The 22,486-nt window shown below is 43.9% G+C and carries 19 protein-coding genes and 2 tRNA genes; 14 read left to right on the forward strand and 7 right to left on the reverse strand.

What is annotated here, in order from left to right; genetic code table 11:
• Positions 1-145 precede the first annotated feature (145 nt).
• The 3 genes from HDC91_RS03485 to lepB all read left to right on the forward strand — a co-directional run bounded on the left by HDC91_RS03485 (position 146) and on the right by lepB (position 3,154).
• Complete coding sequence (locus HDC91_RS03485) at positions 146-1,642, forward strand: sodium:solute symporter (protein ID WP_183548485.1); 1,497 nt, start codon at positions 146-148, stop codon at positions 1,640-1,642.
• Positions 1,643-1,736: 94 nt separating this feature from the next.
• Positions 1,737-2,444, forward strand: coding sequence for a TIGR00730 family Rossman fold protein (locus tag HDC91_RS03490; RefSeq protein WP_183548486.1), 708 nt, complete (start codon positions 1,737-1,739; stop codon positions 2,442-2,444).
• Positions 2,445-2,488: 44 nt separating this feature from the next.
• Positions 2,489-3,154, forward strand: a complete 666-nt coding sequence (gene lepB, locus HDC91_RS03495; RefSeq protein WP_183548487.1) for a signal peptidase I — start codon at positions 2,489-2,491, stop codon at positions 3,152-3,154.
• 61 nt (positions 3,155-3,215) lie between these two features.
• On the opposite strand, the gene HDC91_RS03500 is transcribed toward lepB, so the two are convergent.
• Entirely contained in the window at positions 3,216-5,171 is a 1,956-nt protein-coding gene (locus tag HDC91_RS03500; RefSeq protein ID WP_183548488.1) for a TlpA disulfide reductase family protein, read from the reverse strand.
• Between the two features lie 105 nt (positions 5,172-5,276).
• On the opposite strand from HDC91_RS03500, the gene HDC91_RS03505 reads away from it, so the two are divergent.
• Entirely contained in the window at positions 5,277-6,539 is a 1,263-nt protein-coding gene (locus HDC91_RS03505; RefSeq protein WP_183548489.1) for a TCR/Tet family MFS transporter, read from the forward strand.
• Between the two features lie 11 nt (positions 6,540-6,550).
• A complete protein-coding gene (locus HDC91_RS03510; protein WP_183548490.1) occupies positions 6,551-7,813 on the forward strand; it encodes a TCR/Tet family MFS transporter in 1,263 nt (420 codons plus the stop codon).
• Here the strand turns inward: HDC91_RS03510 and HDC91_RS03515 are convergent.
• The 3 genes from HDC91_RS03515 to HDC91_RS03525 all read right to left on the reverse strand — a co-directional run bounded on the left by HDC91_RS03515 (position 7,797) and on the right by HDC91_RS03525 (position 11,863).
• Complete coding sequence (locus tag HDC91_RS03515) at positions 7,797-8,390, reverse strand: DUF502 domain-containing protein (RefSeq protein ID WP_183548492.1); 594 nt, start codon at positions 8,388-8,390, stop codon at positions 7,797-7,799. The genes HDC91_RS03510 and HDC91_RS03515 overlap by 17 nt on opposite strands.
• A 79-nt stretch (positions 8,391-8,469) precedes the next feature.
• Positions 8,470-10,947, reverse strand: coding sequence for a bifunctional UDP-N-acetylmuramoyl-tripeptide:D-alanyl-D-alanine ligase/alanine racemase (locus tag HDC91_RS03520; protein ID WP_370576787.1), 2,478 nt, complete (start codon positions 10,945-10,947; stop codon positions 8,470-8,472).
• A gap of 70 nt (positions 10,948-11,017) precedes the next feature.
• Complete coding sequence (locus tag HDC91_RS03525) at positions 11,018-11,863, reverse strand: hypothetical protein (protein ID WP_183548494.1); 846 nt, start codon at positions 11,861-11,863, stop codon at positions 11,018-11,020.
• Positions 11,864-12,016: 153 nt separating this feature from the next.
• On the opposite strand from HDC91_RS03525, the gene HDC91_RS03530 reads away from it, so the two are divergent.
• The 4 genes from HDC91_RS03530 (at position 12,017) to HDC91_RS03545 (ending at position 13,617) form a co-directional block, all read left to right on the forward strand.
• A complete protein-coding gene (locus HDC91_RS03530) occupies positions 12,017-12,499 on the forward strand; it encodes a regulatory protein RecX (protein WP_183548496.1) in 483 nt (160 codons plus the stop codon).
• A 112-nt stretch (positions 12,500-12,611) separates the two neighbouring features.
• A tRNA-Gly gene (locus tag HDC91_RS03535) sits at positions 12,612-12,684 on the forward strand.
• A gap of 49 nt (positions 12,685-12,733) precedes the next feature.
• Positions 12,734-12,818 (forward strand) — tRNA-Leu (locus tag HDC91_RS03540).
• Positions 12,819-13,398: 580 nt separating this feature from the next.
• On the forward strand, positions 13,399-13,617 hold the full coding sequence (locus HDC91_RS03545; RefSeq protein ID WP_183548498.1) for a hypothetical protein: 219 nt from the start codon (positions 13,399-13,401) through the stop codon (positions 13,615-13,617).
• A gap of 32 nt (positions 13,618-13,649) precedes the next feature.
• On the opposite strand, the gene HDC91_RS03550 is transcribed toward HDC91_RS03545, so the two are convergent.
• Together HDC91_RS03550 and HDC91_RS03555 are read right to left on the reverse strand one after the other, a co-directional pair.
• Positions 13,650-14,879 (reverse strand): site-specific integrase, encoded by a 1,230-nt coding sequence (locus tag HDC91_RS03550; protein WP_183548500.1) that lies wholly within the window; start codon positions 14,877-14,879, stop codon positions 13,650-13,652.
• A 274-nt stretch (positions 14,880-15,153) separates the two neighbouring features.
• A complete protein-coding gene (locus HDC91_RS03555) occupies positions 15,154-16,044 on the reverse strand; it encodes a winged helix-turn-helix domain-containing protein (protein WP_183548502.1) in 891 nt (296 codons plus the stop codon).
• A gap of 109 nt (positions 16,045-16,153) precedes the next feature.
• Between HDC91_RS03555 and HDC91_RS03560 the strand changes: the two genes are divergently transcribed.
• Positions 16,154-16,645, forward strand: a complete 492-nt coding sequence (locus HDC91_RS03560; protein ID WP_183548504.1) for a hypothetical protein — start codon at positions 16,154-16,156, stop codon at positions 16,643-16,645.
• 77 nt (positions 16,646-16,722) lie between these two features.
• Here the strand turns inward: HDC91_RS03560 and HDC91_RS03565 are convergent, their stop codons facing one another.
• Positions 16,723-17,292, reverse strand: coding sequence for a dihydrofolate reductase family protein (locus tag HDC91_RS03565; protein ID WP_183548506.1), 570 nt, complete (start codon positions 17,290-17,292; stop codon positions 16,723-16,725).
• Between the two features lie 274 nt (positions 17,293-17,566).
• Here HDC91_RS03565 and HDC91_RS03570 point away from each other — a divergent pair, with 274 nt between their 5' ends.
• The 4 genes from HDC91_RS03570 (at position 17,567) to HDC91_RS03585 (ending at position 22,462) form a co-directional block, all read left to right on the forward strand.
• Complete coding sequence (locus HDC91_RS03570) at positions 17,567-17,899, forward strand: potassium transporter KefB (RefSeq protein WP_183548508.1); 333 nt, start codon at positions 17,567-17,569, stop codon at positions 17,897-17,899.
• Positions 17,900-18,011: 112 nt separating this feature from the next.
• A complete protein-coding gene (locus HDC91_RS03575) occupies positions 18,012-18,923 on the forward strand; it encodes a Nif3-like dinuclear metal center hexameric protein (RefSeq protein ID WP_183548510.1) in 912 nt (303 codons plus the stop codon).
• 93 nt (positions 18,924-19,016) lie between these two features.
• Positions 19,017-19,487, forward strand: coding sequence for a VOC family protein (locus tag HDC91_RS03580; RefSeq protein WP_183548512.1), 471 nt, complete (start codon positions 19,017-19,019; stop codon positions 19,485-19,487).
• A gap of 122 nt (positions 19,488-19,609) precedes the next feature.
• Positions 19,610-22,462 (forward strand): hypothetical protein, encoded by a 2,853-nt coding sequence (locus tag HDC91_RS03585; protein ID WP_183548514.1) that lies wholly within the window; start codon positions 19,610-19,612, stop codon positions 22,460-22,462.
• Positions 22,463-22,486 lie beyond the last annotated feature (24 nt).

A 22,486-nucleotide genomic window follows, 5' to 3' on the forward strand; every position in this document is an offset into this window, starting at 1 on the left:
GACATAGCGTGCAACTTAACCGTTGTTGATTTATATATCTGTTGGTCCGTCGGGGTAATAAACTTATACAACCAAATAATTTTGTTTTGCTGATAACTAACCTCTACTTTAGAGCGGTTTGTTTGATACCTGTAAAAACTAAATTATGTCTCCCGGAATACTACTTTCGTTTATAATAGGCTACTTTTTGGTGTTAATGGTGATTTCTTACCTCACCTCCAGGAAATCGTCTGATAACGACACTTTTTTTGTGGCCAACCGCAACTCTAAATGGTACCTGGTAGCGTTTGGGATGATAGGAACCGCACTTAGCGGTGTAACGTTTATATCGGTACCCGGCAAAGTTGGCGCCCCAAGTGGCGACCAATTTGCATATTTTCAGTTTGTGCTTGGCAATGCGGCAGGGTTTATTGTTATCGCCACGGTATTGCTTCCGCTATACTACCGAATGAAGCTCACATCAATTTACAGCTACATAGAGCATACTTTAGGTACCTGGAGCTATAAAACCGCGGCAGGCATATTTTTGTTGAGCCGCACCATCGGCTCGGCGTTCAGGCTTTACCTGGTGGTAATTGTGTTACAAAAGTTCATCTTCGATAGCTACGGCGTGCCTTTCGCAGCTACTGTATTGATATGTTTGGTGCTTATCTGGTCTTATACGTTCAAAGGCGGCTTAAAAACCATTATCATAACCGATAGTCTGCAAACCCTTTTCCTGGTATCGTCCGTATTCCTGTCTATTTACTTTATTTGCCGCAGCCTGGACTACAGCCTGTTTGAAGCTGCAGACGCGATAAAAAACAGCAGCTATTCTAAAATATTTTTCTTTAACGATTTCCTAAGCAGCCACTTCCATTTTAGCAAAGAGTTTTTAGGCGGGTTGTTTATTACCGTAGGCATGACCGGCCTTGACCAGGACCTGATGCAGAAAAACCTGAGCCTTAAAAACATTAAAGAGGCACAAAAAAACATGTTCAGTTTTACAGGCGTGTTTGTGGTTATCAATATCTTTTTTTTAAGCGTAGGCGCTTTGCTTTACCTGTATGCCCAGCGCAACGGCATCTCGGTAGAAAAAACCGATTACCTGTACCCTACTATCGCGCTAAAATACCTGGGCATTATACCGGCTATGGTTTTCATGCTTGGTTTAACCGCCGCTACATTTGCCACAACCGATTCGGCACTAACAGCGCTAACTACCTCCTTTTGTGTCGACTTTTTAAACTTTAACAAGCGTGGTGATACCAACAGTAAAAAAATGGTGAACGTACGCCATTATGTGCATGTGGCATTCTCGGGGTTAATGTTCCTGACTATTATCCTGTTTAACGCTTTAAATAACGATGCGGTGGTAACGGCTATTTTCAAGGTCGCCTCGTACACCTATGGGCCGTTGCTGGGGTTATACAGCTTTGGGTTGTTTATGAGCCGCAGGCAGGTTACAGACAAGCTGGTGCCATTTATTTGCCTTATATCCCCGGCGGTGTGTTACTTCCTGAGTACCGAATCAAAAAACCTTTTGGGCGGTTATGTATTTGATAACGAACTGATCATCGTAAACGGGCTCATTACCTTTATTGGCCTCTGGCTCACCTCGCATGCAAAAGTCGGGAAGACCATAAGTGCGAAAGCAGCATAAAGGCACCTTGTAAAACCTTAAGGAAAATTTATTGTAATATCTATCATACTACCGGACTTACCGACTTTTCGGACTTTCGGACTAATCTACTATCATGACTGGTGAAGAAAAAATAAGACAAGCATTTGAGAACAAAAACTGGCAGGAAATTAAGGTAACCGATTCCTGGCAAATATTTAAAATTATGGCCGAATTTGTTGACGGCTTTGAGAAACTGGCCAAGATAGGCCCCTGTGTATCTATTTTTGGGTCGGCACGTACCAAAACCGATAACCCTTACTACAAACTTGCCGAAGATACGGCCCGTTTACTTACCGAGCGCGGCTACGGTGTTATATCAGGTGGCGGCCCCGGTATCATGGAAGCGGCCAACAAAGGCGCCTACGAGGCCGGCGGTAAATCTGTAGGGTTAAATATCGAGCTGCCTTTTGAACAGTTTCATAACAAATATATCGACAGGGATAAGATCCTGGAATTTGACTACTTCTTTATCCGTAAGGTAATGTTCATGAAGTATTCGCAAGGCTTCATTGTGTTACCGGGTGGATTTGGCACCATGGACGAATCATTTGAAGCGATAACACTGATACAAACCGGCAAGATAGCCCGGTTCCCGATAGTTTTTGTGGGCGTTGACTATTGGAGCGGCCTGTTTAAATGGGTTGAAGAACGTATGCTTAAAGAAGAACATAACATCAGCGCGGAGGACCTTAACCTTTACCGTGTAGTAGATACCGCCGAAGAAGCCGCCGAACATATCTTCCGTTTTTACGACAAGTATGTGTTAAAGCCAAACTTTTAATAAAACCCTGATTCTGCATTACGGGAATTTGTTAAATTAAGGGCATGAAAAAATTACTGGCTATTACAGTGGTTATAGCTGTTGTACTGGTATGTTTATGGTATTTATTAAAGGTTACTTACCTGTTTGCTGTATACAAGGTACCCACCGATGCCAATAAACCCGCTATTAAACCCGGTGATGTTATCTACGCGTCGCGGTTTGCAGACCCGGGCCTAAACAATTTTTTGTGTTTCCAAAAGCCGGGCGTTCCGCTATCCATATTCAGGTGCATTGGCTTGCCTAATGACGTGATCGAAATAAGGACCGGTATTGTATATAGGAACGGCAAACCGGTAGACGAGCCTGGGGTGTGGAACGAATACCTGATAAATAAGGCAACACTGAATAGCATTATAGGTTACTTAACCCTTAATGGCCATGATCTGTATACAGTAAATGACAGCACCGCCAGCGTTGCTATATCTAAAAATGATCTGCGCGAACTTAAGCTGAACCTGCAGCGGCGGGTCACAGCAAAAGATTCTGTTAATGAAATGATCTCGAAGGCATACCCGGGCACACATTATAACGAAGATAACTTTGGGCCGGTAAAAATACCCACTGACAGCTATTTTGTACTTGGTGATGACAGGCACAACGCGGCCGATTCCCGGTATATCGGTTTTATAAATAAGGATGAAATAAAGGCAACGGTTATCAATAAGTAACGGGCATAAAAAAAAGGCCCTTCTTACGAGGAAGGGCCTTCACGTCTTATAATAAATTCTATTATTTCACCATAGATACTTTTGGCGCGCTGGCAACCGCCTCTGGGTCGGTTGTCATCTCAACCATGTCTGTAACCTCGTCCAGTACCGCCTCGGATGAGCCCGAATAACCCACGTATTTAAAGCGGATGTTGCCGTCTTTGTCAATTACAAATTTGGTAGGTATGCCGCTTACATTAAACTGAGTTACCACTTTGGCCTGGCGGCCCTGCTCGTTCTTTTCGTCTATCAACACGTGGAAGGTGTAGTTGTTATCGGCAATGAACTTTTTAACTCCGGGCAGATAATTATCGCCGTTTTCCCAGGTATCAATAAACAGGAACTTCACATTGGGGTTGTCTTTAAATTTGTTAACCGCCATTTGCATACCCGGGAACGATGCTTTACAAGGCCCGCACCAGGTTGCCCAAAAATCCACAACCACTACTTTGCCTTTAAGGCTTGCCAGCGACACCTCTTTCCCATCAAAATCCTTTAACGCAAAGGCCGGTGCAGGCGTATTGATCATTTGCTTGGCCAGTTTTTCTCTTGCAATAGCCGATTTTTGCTTATCCAATCCGGCCAAATAATCGGCATAGCCGGCGTCACTTCCTTTTACTTTAGCGTAAGCCGTGGCTAATTGATTTTTCAAACCTTCTGAGCTTTTGCCGGCAACAATAGATTTTTCGGCAACTTCTTTGGCTTTGGCGTATTGGCCGTTTGCGTTTAGTATCATGGCGTAATGCTCATTAATTTCAGCATCCTGGTAGGCCATCCCATCATATACCGCGCTCTGATATTTTAACGCTTCGGGGAATTTGCCCTGTTTGTATAAAATGAAGGCGTAGGTATCGGCATTGTTCCGGTAGGTTGCGCGGTTATTATCGCTCATTTGCTTGGGGGTCATATACATACCGCTGCCGCCGTTTTTCAGGTCTGCGTCTAAAATATCTAAAGATTGTTTTGAAAATGCCGCGGCTTCGTCCAGGTGCTCGCCTTTTTCGGCCATGTTCCAGGCAACATTATTCAGTGCCATAGCCAACGGCGCCTTATTTTTAACCTTTGCCGCCCACTCGTTATATTTTGCGGTATTATTTGCGTTTAGATACGCAGATGCGATTTGTGACCTTATGTTGTCAAGTATTGCAGCGCTTTTATCGTTCTCAGGATACTTGGCCAGGTAAGCATTATAAAGCGTTTCCTTTTTTACCGCATCCCGTTCTTCATTAATCGCCATCCGCGCCGCATTTTGGGCAGCTTCTCCGTTCGGAAATTTCGCAGTAATAACAGCGGTCAATGAGTCGGCCGAACTTTTTTTCCTGAGCATGCTGTAAAGGCTCGAAGCCATCATCATATCTTTTTCCTTGCCGCTATTTGACCATGCTGCCAATTTATTCTTAACCAGGTCCTGGCTTGCCGGGTCTTTCATGCCGGCAATCATTGCCATATAGTTCAGGCCGTAGTCCTGTTCGCTTTGCGGGTATAATTCAAACTCTTTCTTATACAGGTCAATAGCCATTGGGGCGTCGGTTTTTAGCTTGGTAAAGTAATTACCCATCCCGCTGCCTAAAGTATAGGCTTTCATGGCGTAAGCACCTGCAACCGGTTTGTTATTACTGTCGTAAACCATATACACGTATCCTTTTTCAACATTATCATCAATAGCGTCGCCGCTGCTGAGCTTAAAAAACAATGTTTTTGTATCTGCCGGCACGGTAAACTCGCCTTTTAATTCGGTCCCGGCTTTAGTCAGGCTAACGTCTGCAGCGTTATTCTTTTTATTATCTAAAAAATATACGGCGGCCTGTATATTTTGTTTTCCGTCGAGCGGAGTACCCGAGGGGTTGTAGGTAAAACTAACCTTCTGCCCTGCAGATGGCGTTTCGTCTGATAGCTTAAGATGATCTGTCGTTTGCGCAAAAGCACCTTGCATTAGCAACGCACAGGGTAACGCCAAATAAAGTTTGAGTGTTTTCATAGCCAACTAATTTTTTAGTCAATTTAAGAATTTATTGATGTAAGTTCCAAATATTATCTGATAATTAATACTTAGTTTTAAATTATTAGTTGTTTATTTACGGCAATGGACTTGCTTACCCAACCTAAAAAAAAGGCCGCACTAAGTTTTATATTTATCACCCTGCTTATTGATGTTATTGGCTTGGCCATTATCATTCCTGTGTTTCCAAAACTCATAGAAACGCTTATCCATGGCAATATCAGCCAGGCTTCAAAATATTCAGGGCTATTACTCGTGGCTTACGCAGTTATGCAATTCCTGTTTTCGCCAATGGTGGGCAACCTCAGCGATAAATACGGGCGCAGGCCGGTACTTTTATTCTCGCTGTTAGGTTTCGGTATCGATTATCTTTTCCTGGCGTTTGCCCCTACCATAGGCTGGTTATTTGTGGGCCGCATTATAGCAGGCATAACCGGGGCAAGCTTTACAACAGCATCTGCCTATATTGCCGATGTTAGCGAACCCGACAAACGCGCCCAAAACTTTGGAATGATAGGTGTGGCTTTTGGGCTTGGTTTTATTATCGGCCCATTTATAGGGGGCGTATTGGGTAATTTAGATACCAGATACCCCTTTTATGCAGCGGCGGCCCTGGCACTTTTAAATGCGGCCTATGGCTTTTTTATCCTCCCCGAATCTTTAGACAAAGAACACCGTCGCGAATTTGACTGGAAGCGTGCTAACCCAATGGGTTCGTTATTGCAATTAAAAAAATACCCGGCCGTAATTGGATTAGCTACGTGCCTGTTCATTGTTTATTTTGCCGGCCATGCGGTACAAAGCGTATGGACATTTTATACAATAGAAAAGTTTAAATGGAGCGTGGCTACGGTTGGCTATTCGTTAACTTTTATAGGAGCAATGATAGCGCTGGTACAGGGTGGCTTAATACGTATAGCGATACCCAAACTTGGGCAAAACCGCAGCATTTGGATAGGGCTTATTTTATATGCTGCAGGTATGCTGCTTTTTGGCCTGGCCAACAAAAGCTGGATGATGTTTGCCTTTATGATACCTTACGCATTAGGTGGTATTTGCGGCCCCGCCCTGCAAGGGGTGATGACCAACGAGGTACCGAAGAACGAGCAGGGCGAACTGCAGGGCGGCCTAACAAGCCTGATGAGCCTGAGTTCTATTTTCGGTCCCTGGTTCATGACCTGGATATTTGCTTACTTTACTGCTGATAACGCACCCGTTCATTTACCGGGCGCACCATACTTTGTGGCATCGGCTTTGATGCTCATTGGCGCGATACTTGCCGTACGTAGTTTCAAAAAAGAAAAACGATCTGCAGATGAACCATCTTTTAACCGCAGCTTACATTAACAAGATATTTTATGAGTAAACCTGTTCAACACGGCAAGGCTGCTTTAGGATTTATCTTCGTTACGATATTTATAGACGTATTGGGGCTGGGTATCATCATCCCTATCCTGCCCAAACTATTAGAAGAACTTGGCCACGTAGATATTAGTATGGCCAGCCAGTACAGCGGATGGCTTACATTTACCTATGCATCTATGCAGTTTTTATTCGCGCCGGTGTTGGGCAACCTGAGCGACCTGATAGGCCGCAGGCCGGTGCTGCTGTTCTCGCTGCTTGGTTTTGGCATTGATTACCTTTTTATGGCCTTTGCCCCAACTATATTGTGGCTTTTTGCCGGGCGTTTTATTGCCGGCATAGCAGGCGCAAGCACCACCACAGCCACTGCCTACATAGCCGATGTAAGCAGCGGCGATAAACGGGCTGCCAATTTTGGTTTAATAGGCGCTGCAACCGGCTTAGGCTTTATCCTTGGTATTGGTTTAGGTGGATTTTTGGGTGCTTACTGGATAAAGCTGCCATTTATAGTAGCCGCCGGGCTGGCTTTATTAAATGCGTTATATGGTTACTTTGTATTGCCCGAGTCGTTGATATTGAGGCACCGCCGCAGGTTCGAGTGGAAACGCGCCAACCCGGTTGGGTCCTTGTTAAGACTCCGTAAGTATTCAATGGCCATTAGCACATTAATAACCGCCTATACCATAGTTTACATTGGCCAAAAGGCTATCGAGAGCGTATTGCCCTTTTACCTGATAGAAAAGTTTCAATGGACACTGCACAGCATCAGCGCCCTGGGTGTTTTTATAGGCCTGCTGATCGCAGGTATACAGGGGGGCTTTGTGCGGTGGACAATACCCAAATTTGGCCTGCGAAAAAATATTATGGCCGGGATAGCCTTTTATGGTATAGGCCTGGTATTAATAGCATTTAACAACGTTGGCTGGCTGATGTATGTTTACATGATACCTTATTGCCTGGGTGGTATAGGTGGCACGGCTTTGCAGGGCTTTATATCTGAGAACGTACCAGCCAATGAGCAAGGCGAGTTGCAAGGAGCCCTTGCCAGCCTGGTAAGCTTAACAACCATTATCGGGCCGCTGATGATGACCACCCTGTTCCATCACTTTACCATCAAAGGCGCATCGGTTTATTTCCCCGGGGCACCGTTTTTAATGGGCGCGGTATTGATGTTTATCAGTGTGATATTGACCATACGCAGCTTTAAAAAGAAAGACCCAAAGCTGCTGCCGCAAAATGCTTCTACACCAGGCCACTAACCCCGCCGGATATGACAAACTTCATCACCTCGGCGGCATTTTTATCTATCGGTTTTACTTTATCTGCCGATACAATAACCACCTGCCCCGCAAACGAGTACGACATTGGAAAATATACCGCTACCTCGCCAGGGAGGTGAAGCGCCCTCATGTCCTTCTGAACCAGGAAACCTATCTTTTTTAGTCCAAATTCGTTAACTTCTACCAAAACTGGCTCGTTGAATTTTTTCTCCTCGCCTACAAACGCCCCGGTGAAGTCTTTTATCGATGAATACAGGAATTTAAATAACGGCAAGCGGTTGAGCCAGCGCATAAACCATTTTTTAATGGGATCTGTTATCACGTTGGTAACCAACACGCCGGCTATTAAAATAATAACAATTACGGTTAAAATACCTAAACCCGGTATATATAAAGGTTTACCTTTATTATCAACCAATAGCTCGCTGCTAAGGTTTAGCGATGTATCGATGCTTGCTATGACCCAGAATATCAGGAAAAAAGCTGCGCCAAGCGGCACAACAATCAGCAGGCCTTTGATAAAATAATTTAAAAGGGCACGGAATATTCTCTTCATCAGGTAATTAGTAATTTAGTGATTTTTGAACGACTAAATCTGGATTCCATATCCACCTAAAATCTGCGCATTTGCACATCTATTCGTAAAAGTACACTCTTTTTACCCGCTGTGAAATATTTGTTAGTATTTCGTACGGGATGGTGCCTATCTGCAGCGCAAGTTCTTCTATACGTTGCTGCTCATTAAACACAATTACCTCGTCCCCCTCTTTTACCTCTACATTGCTTACATCAAGCATACACATGTCCATGGTAATATTGCCAACCGTTGGCACAAGCGTTCCGTTCACCAGCATACGGCCCACTCCATTGCCAAAAGCGCGCAGGTAACCATCGGCATAGCCAATACGCACGGTTGCTATTTTACCATCGGCTTTAAGGCTGCCATTGCGGTTATAGCCAATAGTTTCCGCAGCGGCCATCTTTTTTACCTGCGATACCGTGGTTTTTAAGGTAGCAACAGGCTGCAAACCGCTTTCCTCGCGCGGTACAGCCGCATCCACTCCATACAGGCCAATACCCAACCTTACCATATCATAGTGCGCATTTGGCCAGCGTATAATGCCCGATGTGTTGCTGATATGTTTGATCACTTTATAACCCAAAGCCTCCTCAATCTGTGTAAAGGCCTTTTCAAATATGCTGATCTGCTGCAAGGTAAAAAGGTCATGCTGCTCGGCATCACTTGCCACCAGATGCGAGTAAACCGACTGTACTTGTATATAAGGGTTTATCTCCAGCAGGTCGCAAAGAGCTTCAATTTCAAAGCCTTCAAAACCAACGCGGTGCATACCGCTATCAATTTTAATGTGTACCGGGTAATTATATATCTCCTCATCCTGGGCAAACTTCACAAATTCGTCAAGTAAAGAAAAGCTGTAAATAGCCGGTTCTAATTTATTGGCAACCAGCTTGTCATAAGCCAGCGGTTCGGGGTTAAGTACCATTATAGGCAGGGTAATGCCTGTGTCGCGCAGGGCTATACCTTCGTCGGTATATGCAACCGCAAGATAATCTACTTTGTTATACTGCAGCATATTTGCAACCTCAAAGGTTCCGCTGCCGTATGAGAAGGCTTTTACCATCGCCATTATTTTAACGCCCGGCGTTAGCCTGGCCTTATAAAAATTTAAATTACTCAGTAAGGTGTTCAGGTTTATCTCTAGCACCGTTTCGTGTGCTTTTTGACCCAGGGCGCGACTTATCCGCTCAAATCCAAAACTCCTTGAGCCCTTTATCAGGATGGTTTCGTCGTGCAGGTGCAGCCTGTTCATCTCCTTCAGCAACGATGCCGTATCTGCATAAAAATGCATTTGCGGCAGGTTAAAATAGTCCTTATACTGCTGCAAGAACGTACCTACCCCAATAAGCCGGTCAACTTGCTTTGCGCTTACCATTTCGGCAACCTGCCTGTACAATGCTTCCTGCTGCAGCCCCGACTGGTAAATATCCGACAGGATGAGGGTTTTCTTTTGATGCTGGTTTTGCTGGGTTAAAAAATTAAGCGCTATTTCAAGCGACTGGATATCCGAATTATAAGAATCATCTATAATGGAACAATCATTTATACCATGTTTCAGCTCCAGGCGCATACTCACGGCGGCAAGGCGCTCTATACGGTCGTCCGCATCTGCCGGGCTGTAGCCCATGGCCAGCATGGTTGCCCAGCAAACTATGGCGTTCTCTATCGAAGCCTCGTCGCGAAAAGGTAAAAGGCACTCGATCTCTTTCTCCTGGTAAATGGCGCGCATGTAATATTTGCCGGATATGGTGGTTTCGCTAAATACATACAGGTCAACCAGGTTAAATTTGCGGCTCCAGGAAAAACAGTCGCGTAGTTTCAGTTCATCCTTATAATCAAGCAGGGCTTCATAATTATATACCAGCTTTTTGCAATTCTTAAACAGCTTCAATTTTTCGGATAGCTTTTGCTCAGGCGATTCGAAGCCTTCATCATGAGCGGTACCAATGTGGGTAAGCACACCTATTGTTGGCTGTATAATAGCTTCCAGTTTATCCATTTCGCCCGGCGCTGATATACCAGCCTCAAATATCCCTAAATTGTGCGTTTGGTTCATTTGCCAAACTGATAACGGCACCCCTATCTGCGAATTATAGCTTTTAGGGTTACGCACTATGGTCTTTTCGGGACACATCAGCTGGTAAAGCCATTCTTTTACAATAGTTTTACCATTACTGCCGGTAATGCCGATAACTTCAATATCATATTGTTTGCGGCGATGTGCTGCAAGTGTTTGTAAAGCCGCCAATACATCTGCCACAACTAAAAAGTTAGCATCGGGCATTATAGTATCCGGCTGATGGTTAACCACAAAATTGCGCACACCCGATGTATATGCGTCGGCAATAAACTCATGCCCGTCGCGCCGGCCACCCAACGCGAAAAACAGCGCTCCTGTGGGGTTGTTTATCCGCCGGCTATCTGTTAGCAGTACGCTGATGGCGGTATCCTCTACCACGGTGCCGCCCGCGTTTATTACCTCTTTTACATCGTTTATAGTGTAAGTATTTTGCATGGCACTAATATCGTACACTTTTGATGGATTTAATAAGCAAGTGGCAACAAAAAATGGGCAGGTTGTGGTCAGCCTGTTGCCTTACTTATCATTGTCTTAATGAATCGTCTGAGTTGTCTGACGGGACAGGTTTTTTCTTCAATATCCAAAAGCCACCTTTTATCAATGTCGAAAGCGGGATGGAATACGCTATCGTTACAAATCCCCGTCTGTGCCCCGGTGTTAGCGTACCCAATTCATAACCGCCCCCAAATTGAAAATTTAACACACTAAAAGTTGCTGTTAAAGCAAAAATATTGGTTGCCCCCTGATTATTGGTCACGGTGGTAGTGGATGTTGCGGATGTTGACGGATCAGTTTCTGTGGTTGTTTGGGTATTGGTGCCGCTGCCACCGCCACCTGCGGCAAACAAAACTCCTACCTGGAAGCCTAATCGGTTAGTTAGTTCCTGCGATATCACAGTGCCGTCGGCACTGGTAATTCTTTCCAGTTTGCCCCACGAATAACCCACACCTGCCCCTACTGAATTAAACAAAGATACACTCGCTTTTTTATTTTCTATCGCGGCAGGATCGTTAACTAAAAAATTGACGCGAACCATAGGGATAATAAAATTGGTACTTAACACGTGTGCCGAATAATTTACACGATTGCCCGCTACCGCTTTCCCTAACCTTACCTCGTCTTCGTGCTCCGCTATTTTCAAGGCACGCTTAAGCGCTTTCTTCGATTCGTACTTTTCAAATTTGGCCCTGTCTTTAGCGTTCAATTTAGCTTTCTCACTTTCTTTTTCTTGCGCTAAAAGTACAGCTGTTTTCTGGGCTTCGGCTTTTATTTCGGCTTCAGTTTTTACCGGGGTGGTAGTTGTTCCGCCCGTTTGGGCACTGGCTTTTATGCAAAAAAGCACCATCGTAATAAATAAAAGTTTTTTCATGTAATATGTGTTTAGATATCATAAAATTACTTTTAAATATTTTAAATAAACAGGGTGTAAACACCTTTTTGTAATAACTATAATTAATTTGAGCTTGAACACAGTTTCGATCCTGTGAGGATTTGAATGGAATTTTAACGTATTTTGATTTTAATGGATACGCCGAAAAAAGTAAAGATCACTGATGTAAACGTTGCCATGGCTAAAGCGGAACATTACTGCGCCTACCAGGAACGCTCGCAACAGGAAGTGCGCAACAAACTTTATGACTGGGGCTTGTGGCCCGACGCGGTAGAAAACATAATAACCCGACTGATTGAAGAGAATTATTTAAACGAAGACCGCTTTGCCAAGGCCTACACCAAAGGCAAGTTTAACCAAAAAGGCTGGGGTAAAATAAAGATAAAGCAGGGACTGAAGTTTAAAAACGTATCGCCTGTACTAATAAAAAAGGCGCTTTTAACCATTGATGCAAGCGACTATATGGATACCCTTACCCGCTTAATGCAGAAAAAAGCAGCCACCCTGCCCGAAAAGGACCCCTATAAACGCCGGTATAAACTGCAACAGTATGCCTTAAGCCGTGGTTTTGAAACCGACCTGGCCGCGGAGGTTTTGAAAAACAGCGAGTTATAAAAAACTTTAAAAAAAGTTCATTTTTTCCTTGCAGAACATTCATTTCTGTCTATATTTGCACTCCCGCAAACGCAATAAGGCACACGCCGAAAGCCAAGCAGGAAACACCAACGCGAAAGTAGCTCAGTTGGTAGAGCACGACCTTGCCAAGGTCGGGGTCGCGAGTTCGAATCTCGTCTTTCGCTCAAATCCCTTCCTAACCGAAGGGATTTATTGTTAAAAGGTTAATCGCCTGCTCAGATGGTGGAACTGGTAGACACGCAGGACTTAAAATCCTGTTCCCGTTAAAGGAGTGCGGGTTCGATTCCCGCTCTGAGTACTTGAAAATGAGGCAGTTAGGTGAAAGACACTAACTGCCTTTTTCTTTTGGGTGAAACATTGGTGAAACATTTTAATTGTAACTCAGTGAGACATATACAGCAATTTCAAGGCCGTTTAGCTTGAGTGGAGGTTCCGCTGAAATTGACCACCTGATTCCGATTTAAAGTGACCACCCATTCCGGATTCAAAGTGAGCAGGGTATTCCGGATCAAACTGACCACCCCGTTTTTGTAACTACGCTTTAGATACTGCTTGTGCTGTTTAGAAGCGTGATATGGCGACCCGATGAAAAAGTTAATCGGGAGCCTGATCGCGTAAGGGAAATGGTCCTGTAAAGCCGCTATTAAAGCGATGGACGATGATTACCGAAAGAGATATGCGGTAACTACCCAGGTGTTTCAAGCTTCTAAGAAAAAGCATGAGCGCCACCAGACCAATTGGGAAAAGGTAAATAAGCTATCTTTGTTTTATGCTGCTAAAGCATCTGCTGCATTTCTTTGCCAGCAAAATAGGTGGTCAGTTTGCCACGGAATAGGGTGTAACATATCTCCGAAACACCCACACAGGAGATTGATTTATTGATTTCTAATAAAAATAAAATCGACGAACAAGAATTGCTTGTAGAAGAAGGCAAATTAAAACTTCAAAAAATACAGGAGGAGATTGTTAAAGTACTAATTGCAGTAGGTGTTCAACCAAACATAGCAACCGTAGCACAAGTTAATGATAAACTCGGTAATCGTATCCGTGTTAATGTGAGTTATGATTACGAAGAAGTCTTCCATTATAATTTTTGAGAGCTTATTAGCCGAAGCTGGAAACTTATACTTTAGCTAATTGGCGCAGTGTCAAGCCGGGCCATGACATCGTCCATCGCACTATCGATTTCCTCGTTTACAAAATTGTTGTTCATGTAGCCCTCTGTTGTTTTCAAATCAGAGTGCCGGAATATTTCCTGTAGCTTATAAGCAGGAATGACACTTTTTGCCATTTGTGCAAAGCTATGACGGGTTTTGTGCGATGTGGCTTTCTTATCTACCTTAGCCGCTTCCATAGCGGCAACCATGTGGTAATTGTTGGATTTTATGCGGACTTTAATATAAGCCTGCGTTGCTGATTTATCGTTAAGGTCGGGTAACTTTTCTAAATCAGGAAATACCAAATCATGCTTTGGCTTATCGCGTTTGTATTGAGATAATATCGCTTCAATCTTTGAGGTTATCTTTAAAGAACCACCTTTCTCATTTTTGCCCATTTTGTAATAAAGGCGACCATCTTCAAAATCAGACCATTTTAGGCGCAAGACATCTGACGCACGCATCCCACCACAATAAAAAGCAAACAGCCATAAATTGCGGGCGTGGTTAGCTTCGTCTTTTAATTCAGCGTTTTCCAGCGCAACGATGTCAGCAGGTGTTAACCCGCTTTTCTTGCTGTCAGGGAACTTAATAATAACCCCGCCCTTACCGAACGGGTAATATTTAGGGTCAACCAGTTTATCGGCTATCGCCTGATTGTATATCGAACGAATGACCACCCAATGATTGACAGCTGTGCGCTCTGTAATCGTGCGGGTGCCTTTAAGCCATGTTTTAAAGTCTTTTAAGAACGTTACATCGATTTCCGAGAAATGTACGTCACGGTTATTCAGAAATTCTTTTACGCGCTTCACGCGTGGCTTTTCTGCCGAAACGCGATTGAAGTTTCCGGCCTTTTCAAGTCGTGCAATATATAAATCTGCCTGTTTGAAAAACGTGTTATCCTTTGCCGCTTTTACAGCGCGTTTGATAACATGTACGGAGGTATCGGTATTATTTACTTCGAGCTGGATAAGTTTGTCGTTTGCCTCGCTAACGCGTTTTGCGATTAAATTATTTAGCCAGGCTGAATTAGGGTGCGACTTTTTGACCTTGGCGTTTTTTGCATCCCAATCACTTTCTTTGACCGAATGCCCTAATGTGATAACCGACTTTTTGCGGTTTTTGAGAATTTGAATAATAATCGCATATTCACCGTTAGCGCTCTCACGTTCGCGCAAACGTACTTTTATCGAAGCCATATCTTATTGATTTATTGATACTAAGATACGAAATACGGGTGAAACATTGGTGAAACATTTAGCGGTTTTTATCAACATTATGCGGTTTTATCTGATGCAAAAAACGCTTTTAAAGTATAAATAAGCCTGTTTTGCCTCGGATGAAACCGCAAGGAACATGACTTAAAATCCTGTTCCCGTTAAAGGAGTGCGGGTTCGATTCCCGCTCTGAGTACAAAGCCCGATACATGCCCGTATCGGGCTTTTTTGTTTTATGTCAGCTTTACTATCCTTATCAACCGCTAACCTCCAACTTATACCCTTTGCCGCGTACAACGACAATATTGATATTAGGATCGGGTTCAAGCTTTTTCCTGAGTTTTGAGATAAACATGTCAAGGCTGCGGCCTACAATAACACCTTCGTCCTCCCATATCTCTTTTTGAAGCCGGCCCCTGTCTATCGTTTCATTTGGCGATAGTGCGAAGATACGCAGCAAACGCGTTTCAGTCCCGGTCAGGTCTATCGATTTTCCATTTATGATAAGCTTACGATTGGTGGCATCAAACAATCCTGCACCTAAAGTTAACATATTAGTTGGCTGATTATCAATAGATATTCTTCGCGGCTTTCGGGACCTAAAGAACACAAAACCAACAAATGCTAAAATCGGCAGGCTGCCCAAAACATATCCGTTTTTTATTGTAATTACTCCCGTTGGCTTAAATTTCACGTCGATCACATAATATTCGCGGGGTTGCTTTCTTCCTTTGCACGGTACAATATCATCTTTCCTGTTTTTAGATACAGCGAATCCATAGGCCACACTGTTGGTGCCCCGGTTTAAAATATTGACAACATAGTCACTTGTGAGCGGATCATTAGCCAGCACACGGCTAATAGTATTCACCACGAGGGTTGGTTGAAAAGTGAACCGGTTTTCGAAACTGATCTGGTATTCATTGGCTGCGACCTTTTTTACCGGAAGCACCCTTGATGTGCTATCGCCCGACTGGAGCAGCAGTTCGTGCCCTATCCTTCGCAGCAAAATTTCCCTCCGGGCAAGGTCAAAATCGTCGCTGCCTGCCATACTAAAAGCCAGGCTTGTTACCGCAATGAACAAGAGTATCAACAATCCGAACAAGAATTTGCGATTTCCGGAAAGCAGGTTTCGGCTATCAACCATAGTGTTAAGTTTTATTTACAAAGTTTACATTTTTATTTACAATCCCGGTTCTTCAGATAGAAAGATATGCAGGTAGCTTCGTGGTATCAATTAAATAAACACATAAAATATGAAAAAAGTAATGTATGCGCTGATCTTACCGCTGGTTATAGTAAGCGGGATGGTATTTGCCAATCGTAAGATGAAAAACGAAACTTCTCATAGAGATGACCGCAAAAAATGGGAGGCTTCGCCTGATGGTATCAGGTATAAAAAATGGGAAGCATCCCCCGCGGGTAAAAAAGTATATGCCGGTGCGGCTAAAATAAGGAAGCAAATTACAGATTATACCAACATGGAGGCTGTTGTAACCTCTCTCTCCCTTCCGCCGGGCTCGTTATTAGGTTTCGGCGTGATGGCCCGGATAAATGGCGAAGACTATATTCTTAGATTTGACGATGAACCTCAAGAACTAAAAAGCCTGAAGATCAACGACAGGATGATCATAAAAAGCCATAGTGTATCGTATGCGCCTAAGTATGCATATCCAATAGTATCAGGCGAGTATGCAGAACGGGATGGTAAAATAATTTATAAGCATGCCCCCCGCAAAGGTTGCTAACCGTATCTTAAGAGATATGCATACAAAAGCCCGATGTTTGTATACATGGGCTTTTGTTTCATTGTATTGAGTTATATTTAATCTTTTAGCGCACCTATGTGCTTATAAGTATTTAACAGTAAACCTGTCGCGGTACTTACCGAGCTTACAAATTCGAGCTTACGGGCGTCGAAATCTTCTGTAAACAACCGTTTTCCCTTGCCCAATAAAACCGGGTAAGTGATGAGCACCACTTCATCAGTCAGTCCTTGATCAAGCAATATTGAAGTCAGCGTCGAGCTCCCTACTACGGCCAGGTCGGGGCCATCAGCAGCTTTAAGATCGCGTATGGTATCTGCGATATCTCCACCCAAACCTTGTACCGGCCCCCATTCCAGGCTTTGGGGCCGGTGGGTTACAATATATTTTTTAGCGGCATTTATAGCGTTTGCCATTGGAAAGTCGCCGGCTGTAGGCCAATAGCCGCTGAATATATCATACGTGCGGCGGCCAAGCAGCAAGTCAAAATTTGGGCCATAAGCCTCAAGCAGCATACCGGCACCCGCAGGAGTACGGTATGGTATGGTCCATGCGCCGTAAGTATAATCGCCGGCATGTTCTATCACGCCATCCAGCGAGATGTGTTCAAATATCCTGATCTTTCTCATATTGTTCTGTTTTAATTTTTGCTTAAGCCAAAGGTAAAAGCTGGCAGGCCACGCATGTGAGGTGCATTAATGACAATAAAAGGGTGTTTCGCGACTACATGACTTATCTTTTTAAGCTGCGATCAAACCCGCGCTTGGCTCGCCGCCCTACCCGTGCATTCAAGCTAAAATATTTAATTTTCACTTTGCATTTCAAAGTAAAACACAATAACTTTGCAACACAAAGTACTTTTATTATTGGGAACAAATATTTAACTTAATTCATTTAATCATTATGATACAAAAAAACATTTCAATACAGCGAGTTGACGCGGCAATATTAACCAAACGCATGTTAATTGGCGCGGGGATCGGATTGATCGTGATCCTTACATTTATACTTCCCGTTAACCACCCGCGCGCCGAATGGGGCAAGTTATGGATGGTTAGGCCACTACTTATTGTTCCGTTTGCCGGCGCAGTAGGCGGTGCGTTTCACTATTACGTAAACCTGCTTACTGCCGGCACCTGGAAAAAGGTTTTGGCTAATGCAATAAGCCTTATCGTATTTATCATAGGCTTATGGATGGGTATTGTATTGGGCCTGGTAGGCACCCTTTGGCATTAATGGCGCGGCACTGATCAGCGGGCGTGTAAAAGCCGGGCAAAATGGTATCCCCGGCTTTTACAGTATTGCATATTTCCATCGATTTGATAAATTGCAATAAACACGTTTCAAAATGAAAAGATCAGCCAAAACCACACTCAATCGCCGGAAATTCATTACAGCGTCCGCTATCTCAGTCGGCGGCCTGGCATTATCTTCAGTAACACCGGCTTTTACAAAGATATTGCCGTCGCGAAAGCAGTATACGGTACAAAATATTATTGACTTGATCATGAAAGAGGGGAACCTGTTACCCATCAAGGGCACGGTTGATACGCTTAAATCGGGTGAGCCGGGCTTGATCGTCACGGGCATTGTAACCACCATGTTTGCTACAGTGGAGGTGATAAAAGAGGCCGCAAAGCTTGGCGCCAACTTCATTATAGCGCACGAACCAACCTTTTATAATCACCGTGATGATATCAATTGGGTTAACAATAACGATTTGGCGAGGCAAAAACAAGCTTTGTTAAAGGCACAGCACACTACGGTTTGGCGCTGCCATGATTATATTCACAGTTTAAAACCGGATGCAATGTTATACGGGGCTATGAAGAAGTTAAACTGGCTCCCCTACTTTACAACCAACACACCAACTATCACCATCCCCCAAACCAGTTTAGCGGCTTTGGTTAAACACCTTAAAACATCATTAGGTATCACCCACCTGCGCATTATAGGTGATCTTAACCAATACTGCAGCCGGGTAACTTATTTACCGGGCGCGCCGGGCGGGCAAATGCAGGTAAGTGTCGCGATAAATCAAAAACCAGACGTGCTTATTGTTGGCGAATTATCTGAGTGGGAAACCGCCGAATATATACGCGACGCCCGCCTGTTAGGCTCAAAGATCTCTTTGATCATACTTGGTCATAATATGAGTGAAGACCCCGGCATGGATTATTTTGTTGATTGGTTGCAGCCAAAACTTACAGATTTGAAGGTACAGCACGTACCATCCGGCGATCCATTTACATGGCTTTAGTCGGCATACACCCCCAAGTTGGTCGTATTTGCCCCTTTCGGGATGTTAGATGACAGGATAACTTTGTGTAAATAAACAACAAAATAAAACGTCATGAATAAGATAACCCCATTTTTGTGGTTTGATAACAACCTGGAAGAGGCTATGGAATTTTATCAAACCGTGTTCAAAAATTTTAGCGTAAATAACGTCCTCAGGTATTCAAAGGCAGGCCCCGGGCCGGAAGGGGCCGTTATGACAGCGTCATTCACTTTAAATGGCCAGGAATTTACCGGCATGAACGGAGGCCCGCAATATAAGTTTACCGAGGCTGTATCATTTGTTATAGATTGCCAAACACAGGAGGAAGTTGATTATTATTGGGAAAAACTAACCGCAGGCGGCCAGGAAGTAGCTTGTGGCTGGTTAAAAGACAAGTTCGGGCTTTCCTGGCAGGTAACACCGTCTGTATTGATAAAGTACCTGGGCGATAACGACAAGGAAAAGGCCGGCCGTGTTATGCAGGCCATGATGCAAATGGTGAAGCTGGATGTTAAAGGTATAGAAGATGCTTATAACGGCTAAAGCGATCCGTCATCATTAAGTGTTAAGTTTAAGGTTTAAGGCGTGTTTTAATGTAAATACATATCTATTGTTATTCGGCAGATTTTGCCTACCTTAATGCCTTAAACCTTACACTTTTTATAATGAGCTTATCTACAAACACTGGCGGCGACACCTTTTCATTAAAGCACAAAGCGCCAGCGAGTATCCCCGATATTATTGGCTTTAATAAATGGCCTTCTACGTTTGTGAAGTATAAGTTTCGCCGTGCGGATATTGTTCCGCAATTACAAATTGTTTTCTCGTTCGATATCAGTCGTTACCAATCAGCCACCGCTTTATCCGGCAGTGATACGGAAATACCGCAATGGATACAAAACGCGATGGACGACCTGATCATATTTCAAAATATCCGGCGTCAGCTAAGATGGAAGTACGCACCCGATAAGAAAAAACCGACCGAAAAATTACCGGTCACTAATCTTTCACTATTTACCAGCCTCACCCCTGCCATTACCTATCCGTTTTCAAGGCAGCAAACCGCCAGTACGCTGGCATTTATCAATATCGTAATTTCATGGCTGCAACAATGTATCAACTCCAGCAATAGCAACTTAACTTTAAAAACGCCGGTTAGCCGCTCAGTCTTCTTCGCACTTACCGAAGGCATCAACTTAAAAAATGTATTTGAAGTAGAAACTACGCTTACTATCACAAGTGTGGATACAGAAACCGGCTTGCCTGCCCTACCTGCTGTTACACCTATATCGCCATACATTGGTACAGGCCTGGTTAGCTTTGCCAAACAATTCGAATTGGTTTTTAAAAACGATGACTGCCGTTTAAAACTTGCAACCGGCATCAGTCATTCCGGCAGTAACAACTTAAACCAGTTATGGGTGATACGCGTGGCAAACAATAATACAGGCAAAGGAATATTTTATAACATTATAGCAGGTACGGCGATGGCCATAGCACCGGCGCCGCTATCAACAACCCTTGTTACCAACAGCAGCACACCCATACGCCCGTATAAAACCGGTACCGGCATTAATTGGGAAACCCCGCCCGAATACCTGCGGTTTGATGGTGTGGATATTGATACGTGGATGCGGGAAGTGCTGCGGGGCATCGATTTCCTGTTTACCCCAACACATATCAAACAGGTTTTCGCTTGTAGCGCATTATATAAACTGCAGAGTCCGGAGCATGGAGACCTGCTGAACGATATAGCACAGGCTAAAAAGGGTATTATCAGTGGGTTGGTTAACCAGCTTTCGCCGATAATTGCCGGACAGACCGCAAACCTTGATGATGCAGTTGCCTGCCTTACTAAACTATTAAACGATCGGTTGTATAATTTTTATTCAACAACCGCCGTAGTACAATATGATGTGTCTGCTGCCGTAAACGGCGATACAGGCATAGTTAAACTTTTAGGCGATGTAACGCCCGTGTCAATTCCGTATAAAAAATCGGGCCTGAAAACCCATAGCGCTTCAATAAAACTAAGTCCGGAGGCCTATTGTAAAGCACAGTCATTTTTATCCTTTGCGATAGACCTGAAAAGTCCGGCGCAGCAAACACACTTGTCCTTTAGCGCTAAATTCAGGCCAACACAGGTCGATTACACAACAGACAAAGGTTCGAATATCATACTTACCCTATTACTTTCCGAGCCCTCGCCCGCATTTGATGCAGATATACCCGTTGTTATTCGCGAATATCCAACACTGCCCACGCTGGTATCGCAGGTAAACGAAAAAACTTGTGAAGATGACGCGGTAACCATTCCGTCAGCCCTGTTATGGAATTATAACTGTGAATACGCATCGCAAACGGTTGCGCAGGATGTGATCACCGCTCAACTGTTTGTTAATGAAAAAACGTTACCTGCTAACGCTGCCGTTTCAGGTTCAAGCGACCTGTTTGAAAGCCTGGCACAATTTGCAAGCGTATATCCATCGATAAAAACCGACCTGAAGAACGCGTTGCGAAAAATAAAGCCCGCTACGAAAACGGATAGTATAAACTATAAAATCGCGCTTCAGGCTCTAATTTCCTTCACCCAATTGATCACAAATGTAAAAAAATCTTTACAGGTGCGGCGAGCCGAGCCAGCTATAGCGGCAACTACCTCGTTTGATAACTCCAATGTGTTTGGCATTCAAGAGACCTCAGCAGATACCGGGGATGATAACAGGCTAATGGTAACGGTATACGCGGACAAAAAAGCCCCCAAACAGGTCGAACTGCCGCAGGTGATCATAGAGGGATACCACGCAACCCTCGCCAAAACTTTAGATACAGAGGAAATTATTTCTAAGAGCTATACCTACTCATCGGGTATCGGGGCTTTACAGTTTGCTGATACTTTGGGCGATCGTAAGGGCAGGTTGATGAGGTTTGGATCATTTAATGCCATACAGACACAAAACCTTTGCAGCACGGTCGGCATTTGCCGTAACAAAAATTTGTTGCCCAAACCAACCGGTGGTTTTTTTAAAACCGACAATAAATTTATTTATGATATTAAAGGTGCAATCCCCAGCCAAAAACTCTCTCCCGGGCTATCCTGGACGGGTGTAGAATTAAATATTGCCAGTCTGAATAAAGGCACCACTAAACTCAGTTTAGAAAAATACCTTGAACTATTTATGAAAGCATTAACAGATGCAGCTGATGATGCATCCTTCGAGATGAAAATGCAGGTGAATTACCAGTACTTTATCGACGCTAAGGGCTTGATGCCGCCGGTTACTATGCCAATACTCATGGTACCACCTACGACGTTCATGGCCAACGATACTGCCAAACAAAAACTGTTTGCTACCGAAGTTTCGGGCGGTATAAACGCCTGGCAGGAAGCCCGGGGTATACAGGATTATAACCCGCGCTATAAATTAATCGTTTCCATATTTTCAACTGCGGATGACAGCGCGCAGCTGTTTTACCTGGATAGCGCTTATATTGATCAGAATGACATCGACAAATAAAAATTGCGGTTATCTGTGTAAACG

This window comes from Mucilaginibacter sp. AK015 (genome assembly GCF_014200785.1).
Lineage (GTDB): Bacteria > Bacteroidota > Bacteroidia > Sphingobacteriales > Sphingobacteriaceae > Mucilaginibacter.

Bases quoted from the DNA above. Each gene is read 5' to 3' on its own strand.
- HDC91_RS03560 (WP_183548504.1), top strand. From the start codon at position 16,154: ATGAAAAAAGTAATGTATGCGCTGATCTTACCGCTGGTTATAGTAAGC.
- HDC91_RS03490 (WP_183548486.1), top strand. From the start codon at position 1,737: ATGACTGGTGAAGAAAAAATAAGACAAGCATTTGAGAACAAAAACTGG.
- HDC91_RS03525 (WP_183548494.1), bottom strand. From the start codon at position 11,863: ATGAAAAAACTTTTATTTATTACGATGGTGCTTTTTTGCATAAAAGCC.
- HDC91_RS03485 (WP_183548485.1), top strand. From the start codon at position 146: ATGTCTCCCGGAATACTACTTTCGTTTATAATAGGCTACTTTTTGGTG.
- HDC91_RS03500 (WP_183548488.1), bottom strand. From the start codon at position 5,171: ATGAAAACACTCAAACTTTATTTGGCGTTACCCTGTGCGTTGCTAATG.
- HDC91_RS03555 (WP_183548502.1), bottom strand. From the start codon at position 16,044: ATGGTTGATAGCCGAAACCTGCTTTCCGGAAATCGCAAATTCTTGTTC.
- HDC91_RS03530 (WP_183548496.1), top strand. From the start codon at position 12,017: ATGGATACGCCGAAAAAAGTAAAGATCACTGATGTAAACGTTGCCATG.
- lepB (WP_183548487.1), top strand. From the start codon at position 2,489: ATGAAAAAATTACTGGCTATTACAGTGGTTATAGCTGTTGTACTGGTA.
- HDC91_RS03505 (WP_183548489.1), top strand. From the start codon at position 5,277: ATGGACTTGCTTACCCAACCTAAAAAAAAGGCCGCACTAAGTTTTATA.
- HDC91_RS03585 (WP_183548514.1), top strand. From the start codon at position 19,610: ATGAGCTTATCTACAAACACTGGCGGCGACACCTTTTCATTAAAGCAC.
- HDC91_RS03515 (WP_183548492.1), bottom strand. From the start codon at position 8,390: ATGAAGAGAATATTCCGTGCCCTTTTAAATTATTTTATCAAAGGCCTG.
- HDC91_RS03570 (WP_183548508.1), top strand. From the start codon at position 17,567: ATGATACAAAAAAACATTTCAATACAGCGAGTTGACGCGGCAATATTA.
- HDC91_RS03575 (WP_183548510.1), top strand. From the start codon at position 18,012: ATGAAAAGATCAGCCAAAACCACACTCAATCGCCGGAAATTCATTACA.
- HDC91_RS03580 (WP_183548512.1), top strand. From the start codon at position 19,017: ATGAATAAGATAACCCCATTTTTGTGGTTTGATAACAACCTGGAAGAG.
- HDC91_RS03510 (WP_183548490.1), top strand. From the start codon at position 6,551: ATGAGTAAACCTGTTCAACACGGCAAGGCTGCTTTAGGATTTATCTTC.
- HDC91_RS03550 (WP_183548500.1), bottom strand. From the start codon at position 14,879: ATGGCTTCGATAAAAGTACGTTTGCGCGAACGTGAGAGCGCTAACGGT.
- HDC91_RS03565 (WP_183548506.1), bottom strand. From the start codon at position 17,292: ATGAGAAAGATCAGGATATTTGAACACATCTCGCTGGATGGCGTGATA.